Here is a 16,309-nt window from a genome sequence, read left to right as displayed (position 1 = left end):
TACGCATCACGATAACCATTGGAGAAAACTATGCAATACGCCATTCCACCAGCCACCATCAATACCCTGGAAATCGCGGGCCAGGATGCGGTGTTCCCGGTCAACCGCATCTTCTGCGTCGGCCGAAACTACGCCGCCCACGCCATTGAGATGGGCAGGGATCCGACGCGCGAAGCGCCGTTTTTCTTCATGAAGCCGGCCAATGCCGCCGTGCGCGCCGGAGCCGAAGCCATTACCATCGCGTATCCGCCGAAAACCGCCAACTACCACCACGAGATCGAGCTGGTGGTGGCGATCGGCACGGGCGGGGCCAATATTGCTGTCGAACAGGCGCTCGAACATGTGTACGGCTATGCGGTCGGGCTGGACATGACGCGCCGCGACCTGCAACTGGACGCACGCGACAAGGGCCGTCCATGGGAATTCGGCAAGTCGTTCTCGCAGTCGGCACCGATCGGCCCGCTGCACACCGCATCTGCCATTGGCCATCTGCAAGACGCTGCCATCACGCTTACCGTCAACGGAGCGCCGCGCCAATCGTCCGACATCAACAAGCTGATCTGGTCGGTGGCTGAAGCTATCGCCTACCTGTCGCAGTACGAAATACTGGAGCCGGGCGACATCATCATGACCGGCACGCCGGAAGGCGTAGGCGCCGTGGTGGCCGGTGATGAAATGCGTGGCGCCATCGCCGGCCTGGGCGAGATCGTCGTGCGCGTCGGCAAAGGGAAAGATCATGACTGATCACGCCACCAAGCATGCGGTTTTTCCCATCAAGCCGGTATGGGAGCAGCAGGGTTCGAGCCGGATTCCATTCTGGGCGTACACCGATACCGATCTGTACAAGCGCGAGTTGGAGCGCTTTTTCTACCAGGATCACTGGTGCTATGTCGGCCTGGAAGCAGAAATTCCGAATCACGGTGACTTCAAGCGCACGGTCGTAGGTGAGCGCTCGGTCGTCATGGTGCGTCGCGAAGACGGAGGCATTAGCGTGGTCGAAAATGTCTGCGCCCATCGCGGCATGCAGTTCTGCCGCGAGCGCCATGGCAACAAGAAGGAGCTGGTCTGCCCGTATCACCAATGGAACTACAGCCTGCAGGGCGATTTGCAGGGCGTTCCGTTCCGCCGTGGCGTCAAGCAGGACGGCAAGGTCAACGGCGGCATGCCGAAGGATTTCAAGGCTGAGGATCATGGCCTGACCAAGCTGAAAGTCGCCACCCGTGGCGGCGTGGTATTCGCCTCGTTCGACCATGACGTCGAATCCCTGGAGGACTTCCTTGGCCCGGAAATCCTGTCGTACTTTGACCGCCTGTTCAATGGCCGCCAGCTGAAGATTCTTGGATACAACCGCCAGCGCATCCCCGGTAACTGGAAGCTGATGCAGGAAAACATCAAGGATCCCTACCATCCGGGCCTGCTGCACACTTGGTTCGTAACCTATGGACTTTGGCGTGCTGATAACAAGTCGGCACTACGTATGGACGAACAGTTTCGCCACGCCGCCATGATTTCCACGCGCGGTACGGTCGGTCAGAAATCCGAGGTCACGGCTGGAGTGACCAGCTTTAAGGAAAGCATGGAAATTGAGGACAAGCGCCTGCTCGACATCGTCCCCGAAGCATGGTGGGGCGGCCCGACCGCCGTGATGATGACGGTGTTCCCCAGCGTGATTTTCCAGCAGCAGGTCAACAGTGTGTCGACCCGCCATATTCAGCCGAACGGTAACGGCTCCTTCGATTTCGTCTGGACCCACTTCGGCTTCGAGGACGACACCGACGAAATGACCGAACGCCGCCTGATCCAGGCCAACCTGTTCGGCCCGGCAGGCTTCGTATCCGCCGACGACGGCGAGGTCATCGAGTTTTCACAGCAGGGCTTCGAACAGAAGCCATTCCACCGCGCGCTGGCAGAGCTGGGCGGCCGGGAATGCGAGGACACCGAGCACATGGTGACCGAGACGCTGATACGCGGCATGTACAACTACTGGCGCAAAGTAATGGAGGTGTGATCGTGAACCAACTACAAACCTATTTTGAGATCAGCCAGCTGCACGCTGCCTACAGCGCCGCTGTCGACAGCAACGACTGGGATCGCTGGATCGCGTTGTTTACCGACGACTGCGAGTACAAGGTGCAGCCGCGCGAGAACCATGAGCGCGGTTTCCCGCTGGCCACGCTGGCCTTACTGAGCAAGGGGATGCTACGCGACCGCGCGTACGGTATCCGCGAAACGCTGTTCCATGATCCGTACTATCAGCGGCACGTGGTTAGCCAGCCGCTCATAGTGAGCGAGGAGGGCGGCGTGATCGTGACCGAAACCAATTACACGGTGTTCCGCACCAAGCTGAGCCAGGAAACCACGGTGTTCAACGCCGGCCGCTATCTGGATCGTTTGCGCCGCACCGTTGACGGACTGCGTCTGGAGTCGCGCCTGTGCATCTACGACACCGAGATGATTCCCAATTCCCTGATATATCCAATCTGAGGCTGCCATGACAACACAACTTTGGATAGATGCGGTAGCGCAAGACGCGGTACCCGATGATGACGTGATGGCCGCGGCGGTGCACGGCCGTGAGCTGGCCTTCTACGGCATTGATGGTCAGGTCTATGCGACCGACAACATCTGCACCCATGGCCATGCGCGGCTGAGCGATGGTTTTTTGGAGGGCACCGAAATCGAATGCCCACTGCATCAGGGCAGGTTTGACGTGTGCAGCGGCAAAGCCATGTGTGCGCCCCTGACAGTGGATATACGGATTTACCCGGTCAAGATCGAAAACGGGCGCGTCTACGTGGATCTTGGCGACATCTGAACGACTAAAAAAATAAACAGGAGACAAAGATGAAAACGAAGAATAGTTGGGCAACCCTGGCCTTATGCGGCATGCTGTGCACCGCTCACGGCGCGATGGCGCAAGTGAAGGTGGGACTGATGGCGCCACTGACCGGCAGCCAGGCAGTAGTGGGACAGGATCAGGTCGATGGCTTCATGCTGGCACTGGAGCAGTCCAGTGGCAAGTTCGGTGGCCAGCCGGTGCAGGTGTTCAAGGAAGACGATCAGCTGAAACCGGAAATCGGCAGCCAGGCGGTGCGCAAGCTGATTGAAAAAGACCGTGTCGACGCCGTGGTCGGTCTGAGCTTTTCGAACGTGGTGATGGCTAGCCTGAAAAGCCTGACCGAATCGGGCACGGTGGCCATTCTCACCAACTCCGGCCCATCGCCCATCGCTGGTGCCAGTTGTGCAAGCAATATCTTCTCGGTTGCCTGGCAAAATGATGGCGCCGCCGAGAGCATGGGCAAGTACATGCAGGACAAGGGCATCAAACGGGTTTACCTGATGGCGCCAAACTATCAGGCTGGCAAGGACATGCTGGCGGGCTTCAAACGTTACTTCAAAGGCGAGGTGGTCGACGAGGTCTACACCCAGGTTGGCCAGTCCGACTATTCGTCCGAAATTGCCCAGTTGCAGGCGGCAAAACCGGATGCAGTGTTCGCTTTTTATCCCGGTGGCATGGGGGTCAACTACATCCGCCAGCTGAGCCAGGCCGGTTTGCTGGCCAAATTGCCCAACTATTCGGTTTTTACCGTCGACGGGGTCACCATGCCCGCACTGCGTGATGCCGCCGTAGGTACCACCTTTGGCGCAATGTGGGACGCAGCACTGGACAATCCCGAGAACCGCGCTTTCGTGAAAGCCTTCACTGCCAAATACAAGCGTGTACCGAGCGAATATGCAGCCGCCGCGTATGACGCCGGACGGCTGCTGAATGTCGCCGTCGGCAAGCTGCAAGGCAAGGTGGTCGATAAACGCGCGCTGGCAGTAGCGGTCAAAGCTTCTGGTGACCAGTTCCGCTCGGTGCGTGGTCCATTTAGCTTTAACAAGAACAATCTGCCGGTCCAGAACTACTACGCTTTCCAAGTGGTAAAAGAGGGGGGCGCTGCGGTCGTCAAGAACGTCGCCACGCCGCTCGTGCTGCACCGCGACGCCTACGCTGCCCAATGCCGCTTGCCGTAACGGGGCCGATCATGAGTATGAGTCTGTTACTGACCCAGCTGCTCAATGGCTTGCAGCTGGGAGTTTTGCTATTCCTGCTGGCGGCGGGATTGACGCTGGTATTTGGCATCATGAGCTTCGTGAATTTGGCGCATGGTTCACTGTACATGCTGGGGGCGTACTTTGCCGCCAGCGCCTACACCCATACCGAGTCGTTCGGCCTGGCCGTGCTGGCTGGCGTTGGCGGCTGCGTGGTGCTCGGCTTTGTATTGGAACGGCTGGCAATTTCGCGGCTATACCGACGCGACCATCTCGACCATGTCCTGGCCACCTTCGGTATGGTGCTCTTCTTCAATGAACTGGTGCGCATCGTATGGGGACCGCAACCGTACTTCCTGCCGGTGCCCGCTTTCCTGTCAAGCACGGTCGATTTGCTCGGTATCAGCTATCCGTCGTATCGATTTGCCATCATCGTGGTTGGCCTGCTGGTGGCACTGGGCGCGCATCTGCTGATGCATAAAACCCGCTTGGGCATGCTGATCCGTGCGGGTGCCGTCAATCCGGCCATGGTCGGCGCACTCGGTGTGGACATCAAGATGCTCAACGCCCTGCTGTTTGCGCTGGGTGCGGCGCTGGCCGGCCTGGCTGGTGTGATGGCAGCTCCCATCCTGTCAATCCAATCCGGCATGGGCGAACCGGTGTTAATTACCACGCTGGTAGTGATCGTCATCGGCGGCATTGGTTCAATCAGCGGCGCTTTTTATGCCTCCTTGATCGTGGGTGTCGCCGATACGCTGGGCAGGGCTTTTCTGCCGTCCTTGTTACGTGAAGTCGCCAGTCGTGAAGTTGCCAATGCCGCTGGTCCGGCACTGGCCTCGATGCTCATTTACGTGTTGATGGCGCTGGTCCTGGCCATCCGGCCGCAGGGCCTGTTCCCTGCAGGGAGAAGCTGATGTCGTCCATATTATCCAAACCGGCCACGCTGGTGCCGCTGCTGCTAATGGCGGCGTTCGCCGCCGTGCCAATGCTGGCGCAGGCGACCGAGCAGCCGTTCTACCTGGCGTTCTTCGCCCGTATCATCATTTATGCAATTGCTGCCAGTGCGCTCAATCTGGCGCTGGGATTTGGAGGGCTGGTCAGTCTTGGGCATGCCCTGTTCCTGGGGCTGGGTGCGTATAGCGTGGCAATTCCGGCCTTTCATGGCATCGATAACGGCTGGGTACATCTGCTGTGCTGCGTCGTGGTATGCACGCTGGTTGGCCTGGTGACGGGGGCGGTCAGCTTACGCACATCTGGCATCGGCTTTATCATGATTACGCTGGCTTTTGCGCAAATGGGCTATTTCGTGTTTGTCAGCCTGAAGCAGTACGGCGGCGATGATGGGACAACCATTGCCGCCACCAGCAAATTCTTCGGCGCAGACTTGGGACAGGTTGGTACCGTGTACTGGGTGGCATTCGGCTTACTGGGTCTGGTACTGTGGTCGATGGCGCGCTTGCGCGTAGCGCCGTTCGGCATGGTACTTCGCGGCGCCCGGCAAAATCCGCGCCGCATCAACGCAATCGGCTTGCGCAGCACGCGTTATCAGCTGGCCGCATATGTACTGTCAGCGGTGCTGTGCGGCCTGGCTGGCATGCTGCTGGCCAATCTGACGGGGTTTGCCTCGCCGTCGACACTGACCTGGATGGTATCCGGCGACCTGATCGTCATGATCATACTGGGCGGCATCGGAACGGTATCCGGCCCTTTACTGGGAGCACTAGCCTTCCTCGGCCTGGAAGAGGTGCTGAAAATGACCACCGAATACTGGATGGCGGTGTTCGGACTGACGATTGTACTTATTGGCGTGCTGGGCAAGGCTGGTATTGCCGGACTGCTCGATGGTTGGGGTACACATCGCCAGCGTCGGCAACCTGCGAAACAGCAATCAGCGGGCGTGGCGCCAACGGGAGAGCGCCCATGAGCGCCCTCCAGACTTCGGCACTGGTCAAGCGCTATGGAGGCATTCTGGTGACCGATAACGTCTCTCTTGACATTCGTCCGGGCGAACTACACGCCATCATCGGCCCGAACGGCGCCGGCAAGACCACGCTAATTAACCAGTTGTCAGGCGAGTTGGCTTCCAACAGCGGCGGCATCAACTTCAATGGCGAAGACGTGACTGGTCTCGGCATTGACCAGCGCGCCCGCCGCGGCTTGCTGCGCTCGTACCAGATCACCTCGATTTTCGAGCAATTCACAGTACGTGAAAACGTCACGTTGGCGGCGCTCGGGGCGCGCGAACACGGTTTCCGCTTTTGGCAGCCCTTGTTGGGCCGACGAGATCTGGCGATGCAAGCTGACGAGGCGCTGGCGGCCTGCGGGCTGCTTGCTCTGACGGATGCGTTGGCCGGCGATCTGGCCTATGGCCAGCGCCGCCAACTGGAGCTGGCGATGGCGCTGGCGGCCAAACCTAGGTTCCTGCTGTTGGACGAGCCGATGGCCGGCATGAGCGTGCAGGAATCACAGGCAGTAGTGCAGATGCTAGCCACACTCAAAGGTAAGTATTCCATTTTGCTCATCGAACACGACATGGATGCTGTGTTTGCCTTGGCAGACCGTATCACGGTACTGGTCTACGGAAAGGTGATCTTCACCGGCACGCCCGATGATATTCGCCAGCATCCCGAAGTCAAGGCAGTGTACCTCGGAGAGGAGGGCATCGAAGCATGAGCACTTTACTCAAAATCGAAGGCTTGGAAGCGTCATATGGCCACGCGCAAGCATTGTTTGACGTATCGATGTCAGTTGATGCAGGGCAGGTTGTCACGCTGCTGGGCCGCAACGGCATGGGCCGTTCGACCACCATCAAATGCCTGTTCGGCCTGCTGGGCGCCAAGGCCGGCAGCATCACGTTCGGCGGCCAGCCGCTGGCGCGCATGGCATCGCACCAGATCGCGCGGCTGGGCCTGGGCCTGGTACCAGAAGGACGGCAGATTTTCCATAACCTGACGGTCGAGGAAAATCTGGTGGCTACCGCCCGCGCACCGTGCGCGGCCAACCAGCTAGCACCTTGGACGCTGCAGCGTGTCTATCGTTTCTTCCCTCGACTGCAGGAGCGCCGTGGCAATCTGGGTTGGCAGTTGTCCGGCGGTGAACAGCAGATGCTGGCGATCGGTCGAGCGCTGATGACCAATCCGCGTCTGCTTGTGCTCGACGAGGCAACTGAAGGACTGGCACCCATCATTCGCACGGAAATCTGGAACGCGCTGGCGGCATTGAAACAGGAAGGGCTGTCGCAAATCGTCATCGACAAGAACATAGGGGCGTTGCTGAAACTGGCAGATCGCCACTATGTGCTGGAACGGGGCACAGTTGTGTGGGATGGCGACTCCCGGCAACTGCGCGCCGAGCCGGCGATCATTCACCAATACCTTGGAGTATAAAAATGGCAGAACGGGTTCTCCATAACTATTTTCGCAGCTCGTCTGCGTATCGCGTTCGCATCGCGCTCAACCTGAAGGGGCTGGCGTACGACTACGCCTCGGTGCACCTGAACCGCAACGGTGGCGAGCAATTCGGCGCGCCATTTGTAGCGCTCAACCCACAGCGGCTCCTACCTGTGTTAAGCGAACAGGGCATCAACATCAGCCAGTCGCTTGCAATCATGGAATACCTCGATGAGCAGTACCCGCAGCAGGCGCTGTTGCCCGGTTCTTCCGCTGACCGTGCGTATGTGCGGCAACTGTCGCTGGCGATGGCCTGCGATATCCACCCGCTTAACAATCTGCGCGTGCTGAAATATATTTCCGGTCCGATGGACCTGCCGGATGATGTGAAACAAGCCTGGATCGGGCACTGGACTGTGGCAGGACTGGACGCGCTGGAGCAGGAACTGGCGCGAGCCCCGCAACGCGGCCGTTTCTGCTTCGGCGATACGCCCACCATGGCGGACTGCTGCTTGGTGCCGCAACTATTCAACGCGCAGCGCTTCAATGTCGATCTGCTGCCTTACCCGACGCTGCGGGCGATTGACGGCGAATGCCAGCAACTGGAGGCATTTGCGCAAGCACATCCCGCGCGCCAACCCGATGCCGAGTAAGCGGCATCTTTAGTAGTACCACACTATAAAAATGGAGACAACCATGAAAAATGCGATACAAGGCGCAGCTACCCTGCTGGCCATCATGAGCGCGGGCACGGCAATGGCACAAAGTTCGGTGACGATCTACGGCTTGCTGGACGAGGGCATCGTACACACGACCAACGCCGATGCCGCTGGCCATTCCATCACCAAGATGCCAACCCTGACCGGATCGTTTCCTTCGCGCCTGGGCTTTCGCGGCTTGGAAGACCTGGGTGGTGGCTTGCAAGCAGTATTTACGCTGGAAACAGGTCTGCTGATCGACACGGGTGGCGTGAGCCAAGGTAACCGGCTATTCGGACGCCAGGCATCGGTCGGCCTGAAAGGCGATTTTGGCACGGTAACGCTTGGGCGCCAGGTCAACATGACGTTCATGGCGATGCTTAAGTCGGATGTCATGGGACCGAACTTGTTCTCAATCAGCAGCATCGATCCTTACATTCCCAACGCCCGCAGCGACAATGCGGTTGGCTATTATGGCAGCTTCAACAATGTGGTGGTCGGGGCGACCTATAGCACCGGACGCGACAGCTCGTCCGCCGGAGGCCCTGGTGGCACCAATTGTGGTGGCGAAGTCGCGGGGAACGCCAAAGCTTGCCGGCAAGTTACCGGCCTGGTGGGCTATGAAACGCCGACCTGGGGCTTCAACGTCGCCTACGACATCATGTACGGCAACACCGGTGCTGCGAGTGGCCTTACCAGCAGCAATAATAGCGACAGGCGCCTGATGCTCAACGGCTACGTCCAAGCCGGTGCAGCAAAGATCGGCGCCGGTGTCATGGACCGCAGCACCCATGCGGTGACGGGCCTGACTGAAACGGATCTGTACTATCTGGGTGCCAGCTATCCGGTCACACCGTTTGTCACGCTCGACACGCAGGTGGCACGGCGCAACCAGAAAAGCAGCGATAACGACGTTACTATGCTGGTCGGCCGCCTGACCTACTATCTATCGAAACGTACTGCGGTGTATGCAGCGCTAGGTCGGATGAAGAATGGCGGTGCTTCGGCGGTGTCGCTCGATGCCGGTGGAACCATCGGCGCCGGAAAAACACAGAACGGCCTGATGACCGGTATGCGCCATACCTTCTGACGGCAGGCAAAACCATCGGGCTGGTGTCTCTCTGCCGCGTCAAGCGAAGTCGATTGATCGGCACTTGGGTCACTGACAGGTCGATGTGCGAGCCACCAGGTTGCGCAAGCTTAGTGGCGTGAAGCAGCAGTGTCGCAATACACTGACCTGCGATCATCATAGCGCCAGTTCGTTGCCTGCAATGAAATGCTGTGATTCGAAAAAATCAATTCATGGGAGATACCGTGATTATCTGACCTACACAGCCGGGTCGCCACGAGTGACCTGGTCGAAGTCACTTCGGCCATTGAAAGGTAATTTTCCCCAAGATAGTTGGAAGGTTTAATTTGCTAGCTGGGCAAGGGTTGGGTTCTGTGTTGCACGGGACTCAGCCCTTTTTTCTTGAGCTTGGCCGATAACGTTAAACTTCGTCACGTTCGTCCGCCATTTCTGATTGGCCGTCTGCATCTGAAATTAGCCCGGTAATAAATTGGCCGTCTGGCCCACTTTGCCCTTGTACGAGCGATATTTCGTGTGACGTACCAAGGGCCTTCTGGATACCACCGATGAGCAATATTGCCATCGATAACAAGTTTTCATTTAGCGTATGTAGCCCATTGGTTGCAGTAAACATCCAAAAAACAAAGCTGTTTATTTCTTCTGTTGCAATCATTTGTCTAGGCAATTATAATCGGTCTCTTTCCGGGAGGCGACATGCAGTTAGAACAGAACGACGCGGGTATTGATTACTTGATCAACGGTGGCCTTGGCCATCTAGTCAGCGCCGCGCGCAATGCTATTTTCGCCAAACTGGAAATCGAATTGGCGCCGCTGGAATTGACCTCGGCCCAGTTCGTCGTGGTGATCGGTGCCATGCGCGGCCGGGCGCGCACCGTCAATGAATTCTGCGCCTTTGCGGGTATTGATCCCGGTTCCATGTCTCGTTTGCTTGACCGACTGGAAGCAAAAGGCATCGTGCGTCGTGTTCGAGTCGACGCCGACCGGCGCCACGTGCAGGTCGAACTGACAGACAAAGGCTGGGCGCTGTCACCGCAGATCATGCCGGCGCTCGCGCGCGTCTTCCAGCAATTCCTGGCCGGCTTTTCAGATCAAGAAGCGCTCCAATTGCAGTCGCTGCTCCAGCGATTGCTGGCCAACGCTGGTTGAACTTTTTTTTACCGATATATTTGCCTAGACAAACAATGTTGCAACTAAAATTCTTTTATCAGTGGGGTGGGGTCATCGGCCTGTCGACGCTTCTTGCCGGCTGCACCGCGCCGGAAACCGGACCGCGTGCCGCCCTGCATGAAGCAAGCCAACTTCAGGCGCAAGCGACGTTGGGCAATGTCACCTTGTCGGAGGCCGCTTGGCCGCAAGGAAACTGGTGGGAACGCTATGGAGACGCCCAGTTGGACAGACTCGTGGCGGAGGCGCTGAATTTGAATCCGACGCTGAAGATGGCCGAAGCGCGCGTGCACCAGGCCGAAGCCATTGCCGGGCGAGCTGAAGCGGCATCTTCGCCCCAGTTCGGCGTATCCGAGCGCACGATGCGCCAGCGCTTCAGCAAGCATGGCACCACGCCGCCGCCGGTGGCGGGTACCTGGAAATGGGTCAATGAAGCAACCGTCAATGGCAGCTATGAATTTGATTTCTGGGGCAAGAATCGCTCGGCCATCGAAGCAGCGGTCGGTACTGCCCGCGCGGTTGACGCGGATCGTCACGTCTCGCAACTGGTACTGGTTATCAGCATTTTGCGTAGTTATGCACGCCTGCAGCACGCATGGCAGCAGCACGATATCGCTGTAGAAACGCTGGCGCAACGCCAGCACATTCTTGAGTTGACGCGGCAGCGGGTGGCGGCAAGCATCGACTCAAACGTTGATTTGAAACAGGCGGAATCGCTGGTGCCAGCCGCCAAGGTACAGATTGCTCAGTGCGAAGAAACAATTCAGCTCACCCAAGCGGAGCTCGGTGCGCTTGCCGGACAGGGGCCTGACCGAGGGCTGGCACTGACGCGTCCTGCTCTAGTACAAAGCATCGCGACGAGATTGCCAAGCAGGTTGCCAGCTGAATTGATCGGACGCCGCCCTGATGTGATCGCGCAGCGCTGGCGCGTTGAGGCGTCGGGGCACGATATTGCCAATGCCCGCGCGCAGTTTTATCCGAACATCAGCCTGACTGGTCTGATCGGCTTACAAAGCATTACCTTTAGCAATTTTGATGTTGGCGGCAGCCGCATTGGAGCTTTCGGCCCGGCCCTGAGTCTGCCTATTTTCGACGGTGGTCGCCTGAAAAGCAACCTGGCCGGACGCGATGCCGAATATGACTTTGCGGTCGAACAATACAACGCTACCGTGATCGACGCCTTGCGCGATGTGGTCAGCCAACTAGTATCGTTGCGGGCTATTGAGCAACAGCGTGCACTGCAGCACGAGGCGCGGGATACGGCTGACCAGGCTTACCAACTTGCGCTGCAACGCTACCAAGGCGGGGTAGGTAATTACCTGCAAGTACTAGCGGCACAGCTGCAACTGCTCGCTACCGAGCGCCTGCAGTCTGATATCGATATGCGTGCTTTTGATGCTGACATCGGCTTGGCGCGCGCGCTAGGCGGTGGGCTCATCCCGAACCAATAAACTTCACCCGCGTCATTTCCTACCCAATACTGAACACGATGAAAACACCTTCGCCACAAGTTCTCGCCGTACCTGGCAACACCACCGCACCGGGACGCAAGCCTTTAACCATTGCGGCGGCTGCCGCCGTACTCATGCTTGGCTGCGGTGCAGTCTGGTTCTTCAGCCACCAGCGTGCCGACGAAGTCACCGAAGACGCTTACGTCGAAGGCAATATCGTACAGGTAACGGCCCAAGTAGCTGGCACGGTGGTGGCGATCGGTGCTGATAATACCGACCGAGTGAGCGCCGGGCAGCAACTTGTCACATTGAGTGGCCTGGATGCCCAACTGGTGCGTGAACGTAGCGAAGCACAGCTGGCAAAGACCGTGCGGCAAGTGCGCAGCCAGTACGCGATGGCCGCACAGATGGGTGCTAATGTTGAGCTGCGCCGTTCGGAGCTTAGCAAAGTACAAGCCGATTTCACGCGCCGTAGCAGCCTTGTACGTTCCGGCGCCATTTCGGGCGAAGATCTGGAACACGCAAGCGAAAGCGTCAAGTCAGCGGCGGCGGCATTGAAGTCGGCCGAGCAGCAGCTTGCCGCAAGCCAGGCGTCCATAGACGGCGCTACCGTCACCACGCATCCTGACGTGTTGAAAGCCTCGGCCGAGTTAAAAGATGCCTATATCGCACAGGCCCGCTCGATCATTCCGGCGCCCGTAGCAGGACTGGTGGCTCGTCGCACGGTACAGGTTGGCCAACGCGTGGCGGCCGGCACGTCACTGATGTTTATCATTCCACTCGAAACTTTGTGGGTAACTGCTAACTTCAAGGAATCCCAGCTTCGCCACGTACATGCCGGCCAAGCGGTGACCATGACAGCCGATGCCTATGGCCGTGATGTGCTCTACCATGGCAAGGTGATCGGCCAGGAAGCGGGCACCGGCAGCGCCTTCTCGCTGATGCCGGCCCAGAACGCCACCGGCAACTGGATCAAGGTCGTGCAGCGCCTGCCAGTCCGCATCGCACTCGATCCAAAGGAAGTGGCAGAGCATCCGCTGCAACTAGGCCTGTCGATGCGGGTGGAAGTCGACACCAGCGCGCGCCAAGGAGCACATTTTCAGCCCGGCACGAACGCCGCGCATACGTACCGGACGGAGGTGTTTGCGAAGGAGGGCGATGACGCTGCTGCTGCGGTGAAACGCATTATCGCCGCGAATGCCGCGAGCTTGCCTTGAGCGCAGCAACGATGCGACCTACGCCGCGCTACCCACAGTCCTTGCTGCTTACGATCTTCCTGCTGACGGCGATTGAATACCTGCAGAGTGGCATGATCGCCTTCGGCGCCGGACCCATTATGGGAGAAATCGGCGTGGCTCCGGAAGAGTTCAGCCTGATCAGCGCTACCTATGCCTGCGTCGCGATTGCCGCGATTGCCAAGCAACGGTGGTTCGTTGAACGTCTTGGCGTGCGCCGCTTCGTCCTGCTATCCCTGGCCCTGTTCACCATTGGCGCTGCAGTGTGCGGCTCGTCCTCGACTTACTTGCAATTCATGGTCGGGCGCATTTGCATGGCAATGGGGGGTGGTAGTCTGATGACCTCGGCCCGTTTGTTGGTGAATCTATTCCCACCCAGCCCCCAGCGGTTTACTGGTATTAAATACTTTGCCACAGCGCTCGCCGTTGGCAGTTCCAGTGCACCATGGCTGGCATCGATCGCGATTTCCCACGACAGTTGGCGTTGGATGTTTGGGGCATTGATCATCATCGCTGCCGTCGTTGCGTTGCTGGCGAGCATCTGTCTGCCCGTGGAGACGCCAGAGCGCGAGCTACGCACAGAGTCGCATCCGGTGCTTCTGATGATATTGATGGCCGGCAGCTTCTGCGTCCTGTATGCGCTGCAGCGTTCATGGTACGATTTTTATGGCGATGTCACCATGCTAGCGGGCGCCGGCCTGGTCGGCCTGTTGGCACTGGGCTACTTCGTGCGCGCCATGCATCGACACGAGCGTGTGCTGCTCAATATCAGCGCGCTGCATAATGCGCGATATTGGAGTGGTGTTGCGCTGTTTACATTTTGCTATGCTCTGATGGCAGGTACCAATTATATGGTGCCTGCATTACTACAACGCGGCCTCGGTTTTCCGTGGGAAGTGATCGGCCAGGTGCAGGCGGTTGGCTTGGCGGGCACAGTGGTGAGTTGGATTTTCCTGGCGGTCCTGCTGCCGAAAAAGCCCGCAGCCAAAAAATACTATTTCATCGGCTTCTCTGCGCTGGCTGTGTTTGCCTGGAAGGTCTGTCACTTGAGCCCAAGCGCCGACCTATGGTTCGATTTCGTTCCAGCATTGGCGTGCTACGGCGTATTCGTCATGTTTGTGCTGGCGACTACCGCTATGCATACTTTCCGCGAAGTATCTCACCATGAAACCGTGTTTTCGCACGCTCAGCAATTGAAGAACATGCTGGCACAGTTTGGCGGTAGTGTCGGCATTTCGCTAGCAACGATCAGCTTGCAAACGCGCACCGCCATGCACGGTGCGGCACTAAGCACCCATTTCGCGCATGGCGATCCGGTCTATGAACAGTCGCTGCAACAGCTCACCACCGTATACGCATCTACTGGCGCGGTCACTCCCGGCGCACTCGCCGGGGCAGGTCTGACCCAGATACTGAGCCAGCAGGCGACCTTGCTAGCCAGCCTGGACTATTTCTGGATCCTCACCGTAGTCGGCGTCCTTGGCGCGCTGGTGATGCTGGCACAGCGTGTGCTCAGGTAACGCAGCAGTTCGCGATTTGGTGAGAGCTGCAAGCGGCCATCGCAAAGGATGATGGCTCGAAGATCCGAGCTTCGTTCGGTTCGCACTTGATGCTGAAGCGTAAGCGTGAAAAGCCGAGCCTCGTGGATGAGATCGACCGCTTGGCACAGCAAATTTAGCCTTCCATGCTTGCTTGAGATTTCCTAGATCGATCTGCCCGCACGCTCCAGTGGCAGGGCACACAAAACGGGCGGAGTCACAGATGTGCAATAGACATCCGGTTCCTCCGCAGCACATCGCGGCCCAGCTGGCCCGGGCGATGGCAACTTGTGGGCAGGAGGGAGTTAGCGCGGCTTTCGCCGCATCTCAGGGGACTGGCTGAGCACGCGTAATGCAGTCCATTTATTTACGTTGTGCTTATGCAAATACACCTCTGCGGCCGCCATGCCCACTTCCATTACCATGCGTACGGCGATCTCGATGATCTCTTCAGTTTCCTTGTTGGGGCGGGAAGTCAGCAAAGTGACTTGTGTGGGCGTAGATTCATAGTCATTTGGCATGTGCGCAGCTTTCCGGAAGGAAAGATAGATCATGCCAAGAGAAAAATTCATTAGAGTTGATCTATGTCAATCGTTTCCTATCTTTTGAATACTATGAATAGAGTGCAACAACACTCATCAAATAAAGTGGTGCTCGGTGCGTCTGCAGGCTGGGATCAGGCCGAGTTGCCGTGCAGCGCATTGCCGATCACGCGCACACACGTGGGCGATCTGCTTGCCGTGGTGTCGTACTGGTGCCCGAGCGCCGAAGAGCTGGCCGCGCTGAACGGCGGCGCTGCGCTCCGGCCATGGGGAGTGTGTGCTACGATGCCGCCCGTGATGCTCGACGTCGACGGCATGAGCTAGTTCGTGTGCTTCACGCTGCGAAAGGCCAGCCGACCACGCGTTGTTGCTGATCGACCAGCACAATAACTTGGCAGCCGGCCGCCGCGCTGCCATAGTTCAGTTGCTGCAGGTAGTCGCCCTGGTGTTGATCGCTGGTGGGCATGCTGTAGTGGGCAGCAAGGGCGAAGCTGCTCATGCCGACTATATCAACAGCTCGCTTGGACTCGACGCACTGCATGAAAATAATGCTGAAATAACAATTCCCCTTGGCAGAAGATTCATATGCAAGGCCTTGGCTAATGCGTATTGATTTAACAGTAACATACACGTTTATTGCGAGCGCCGTGCTGCGTAACCGCATAGTTGGGCTTTTGATACGTCTGCCTAGGTCGGCAAAGTGGGTGTAATTTCGGGTGTAATCAGGTGCAATCCAGCGCCATTTCATGATGCTCAGTGGAAAATTTTCCCTATGAGAGCACTGTAAAAACGTGCTGGTAATGGCATTTACACTGCAGGGGGCGCAAGTTCGACACTTGCATTGTAAAGATCAGGCAGCCCTTAGGAGGCGGACTTGATACTGATGAAATATTTTCCAAATTGTCGAAGTGTTTTCACTTGCCATTGCTTAGCGACCTCTGAATCCAGTAATTGCAAGGGGGAGGCAGGGGGGTAGACAGGGGGGTAGTGCTCAAAAGTGAGTCGCATTTCATAGCGGTGTTCTACGGACACCGTCTCCGCCAGAATCAAATAAAAAAGCCTCCCCTGCGGGAGGCTTTTTTATTTGTCTGTGACCCGTCCTGGAATAAGTTGACACTTTTTCGTTACAGAGAAGGAGTGTCCGATGGAACAAGGGTTTCGACGCAG

Annotated in this window: 20 protein-coding genes; 17 read left to right on the top strand and 3 right to left on the bottom strand. The window is 58.0% G+C overall.

Translation table 11 applies throughout. The annotated features are described in order from the left end of the window. Positions 1-30 precede the first annotated feature (30 nt). From AC07VI_RS28055 to AC07VI_RS28005, 11 genes are read left to right on the top strand one after another with little or no spacing between them, the layout of a single operon-like run. Entirely contained in the window at positions 31-744 is a 714-nt protein-coding gene (locus AC07VI_RS28055) for a fumarylacetoacetate hydrolase family protein (protein ID WP_492993448.1), read from the top strand. Further along, entirely contained in the window at positions 737-2,008 is a 1,272-nt protein-coding gene (locus AC07VI_RS28050) for an aromatic ring-hydroxylating dioxygenase subunit alpha (protein ID WP_492993450.1), read from the top strand. Before AC07VI_RS28055 ends, AC07VI_RS28050 begins: the two co-directional genes overlap by 8 nt. A gap of 2 nt (positions 2,009-2,010) precedes the next feature. Then, positions 2,011-2,484 (top strand): aromatic-ring-hydroxylating dioxygenase subunit beta, encoded by a 474-nt coding sequence (locus tag AC07VI_RS28045; protein ID WP_492993452.1) that lies wholly within the window; start codon positions 2,011-2,013, stop codon positions 2,482-2,484. 7 nt (positions 2,485-2,491) lie between these two features. After that, a complete protein-coding gene (locus AC07VI_RS28040; RefSeq protein WP_492993454.1) occupies positions 2,492-2,815 on the top strand; it encodes a non-heme iron oxygenase ferredoxin subunit in 324 nt (107 codons plus the stop codon). A 29-nt stretch (positions 2,816-2,844) separates the two neighbouring features. Further along, complete coding sequence (locus tag AC07VI_RS28035; protein ID WP_492993456.1) at positions 2,845-4,017, top strand: ABC transporter substrate-binding protein; 1,173 nt, start codon at positions 2,845-2,847, stop codon at positions 4,015-4,017. An 11-nt stretch (positions 4,018-4,028) separates the two neighbouring features. Then, positions 4,029-4,949: a branched-chain amino acid ABC transporter permease gene (locus AC07VI_RS28030; RefSeq protein WP_492993458.1), complete on the top strand. Its 921-nt coding sequence runs from the start codon at positions 4,029-4,031 to the stop codon at positions 4,947-4,949. Continuing rightward, complete coding sequence (locus AC07VI_RS28025) at positions 4,949-5,959, top strand: branched-chain amino acid ABC transporter permease (RefSeq protein WP_492993460.1); 1,011 nt, start codon at positions 4,949-4,951, stop codon at positions 5,957-5,959. The genes AC07VI_RS28030 and AC07VI_RS28025 overlap by 1 nt, the downstream gene beginning before the upstream one ends. Next, on the top strand, positions 5,956-6,708 hold the full coding sequence (locus tag AC07VI_RS28020) for an ABC transporter ATP-binding protein (protein WP_492993462.1): 753 nt from the start codon (positions 5,956-5,958) through the stop codon (positions 6,706-6,708). The genes AC07VI_RS28025 and AC07VI_RS28020 overlap by 4 nt, the downstream gene beginning before the upstream one ends. Continuing rightward, on the top strand, positions 6,705-7,421 hold the full coding sequence (locus tag AC07VI_RS28015; protein ID WP_492993464.1) for an ABC transporter ATP-binding protein: 717 nt from the start codon (positions 6,705-6,707) through the stop codon (positions 7,419-7,421). Before AC07VI_RS28020 ends, AC07VI_RS28015 begins: the two co-directional genes overlap by 4 nt. A 2-nt stretch (positions 7,422-7,423) precedes the next feature. Beyond that, positions 7,424-8,077, top strand: coding sequence for a maleylacetoacetate isomerase (gene maiA, locus AC07VI_RS28010; RefSeq protein WP_492993466.1), 654 nt, complete (start codon positions 7,424-7,426; stop codon positions 8,075-8,077). A gap of 43 nt (positions 8,078-8,120) precedes the next feature. Next, the gene (locus AC07VI_RS28005) at positions 8,121-9,212 is read left to right on the top strand and encodes a porin (RefSeq protein ID WP_492993468.1); all 1,092 of its coding nucleotides are present in this window, start codon (positions 8,121-8,123) and stop codon (positions 9,210-9,212) included. Positions 9,213-9,612: 400 nt separating this feature from the next. On the opposite strand, the gene AC07VI_RS28000 is transcribed toward AC07VI_RS28005, so the two are convergent. After that, complete coding sequence (locus tag AC07VI_RS28000) at positions 9,613-9,864, bottom strand: hypothetical protein (protein WP_492993470.1); 252 nt, start codon at positions 9,862-9,864, stop codon at positions 9,613-9,615. Between the two features lie 41 nt (positions 9,865-9,905). Here AC07VI_RS28000 and AC07VI_RS27995 point away from each other — a divergent pair, with 41 nt between their 5' ends. From AC07VI_RS27995 to AC07VI_RS27975, 5 genes are read left to right on the top strand one after another with little or no spacing between them, the layout of a single operon-like run. Further along, entirely contained in the window at positions 9,906-10,358 is a 453-nt protein-coding gene (locus AC07VI_RS27995) for a MarR family winged helix-turn-helix transcriptional regulator (protein ID WP_492993472.1), read from the top strand. Positions 10,359-10,393: 35 nt separating this feature from the next. After that, positions 10,394-11,827, top strand: coding sequence for an efflux transporter outer membrane subunit (locus AC07VI_RS27990; RefSeq protein ID WP_492993474.1), 1,434 nt, complete (start codon positions 10,394-10,396; stop codon positions 11,825-11,827). Between the two features lie 38 nt (positions 11,828-11,865). Then, on the top strand, positions 11,866-13,044 hold the full coding sequence (locus AC07VI_RS27985) for an HlyD family secretion protein (protein WP_492993476.1): 1,179 nt from the start codon (positions 11,866-11,868) through the stop codon (positions 13,042-13,044). Positions 13,045-13,085: 41 nt separating this feature from the next. Continuing rightward, on the top strand, positions 13,086-14,582 hold the full coding sequence (locus AC07VI_RS27980) for an MFS transporter (protein WP_492993478.1): 1,497 nt from the start codon (positions 13,086-13,088) through the stop codon (positions 14,580-14,582). A 26-nt stretch (positions 14,583-14,608) separates the two neighbouring features. Continuing rightward, positions 14,609-14,740 (top strand): hypothetical protein, encoded by a 132-nt coding sequence (locus tag AC07VI_RS27975; protein ID WP_492996291.1) that lies wholly within the window; start codon positions 14,609-14,611, stop codon positions 14,738-14,740. 165 nt (positions 14,741-14,905) lie between these two features. Here the strand turns inward: AC07VI_RS27975 and AC07VI_RS27970 are convergent, their stop codons facing one another. Beyond that, positions 14,906-15,172, bottom strand: coding sequence for a hypothetical protein (locus AC07VI_RS27970; RefSeq protein ID WP_492993480.1), 267 nt, complete (start codon positions 15,170-15,172; stop codon positions 14,906-14,908). A gap of 12 nt (positions 15,173-15,184) precedes the next feature. On the opposite strand from AC07VI_RS27970, the gene AC07VI_RS27965 reads away from it, so the two are divergent. After that, a complete protein-coding gene (locus AC07VI_RS27965) occupies positions 15,185-15,466 on the top strand; it encodes a hypothetical protein (protein WP_492993482.1) in 282 nt (93 codons plus the stop codon). Between the two features lie 10 nt (positions 15,467-15,476). Here AC07VI_RS27965 and AC07VI_RS27960 read toward each other — a convergent pair whose 3' ends face one another. After that, positions 15,477-15,890: a hypothetical protein gene (locus AC07VI_RS27960; protein WP_492993484.1), complete on the bottom strand. Its 414-nt coding sequence runs from the start codon at positions 15,888-15,890 to the stop codon at positions 15,477-15,479. Positions 15,891-16,309 lie beyond the last annotated feature (419 nt).

Source organism: Janthinobacterium sp. GW821-FHT03A03, assembly GCF_059421435.1.
The sequence above is the reverse complement of the archived record's forward strand: the minus strand, read 5'-3'. Positions and strand labels throughout refer to the sequence as shown.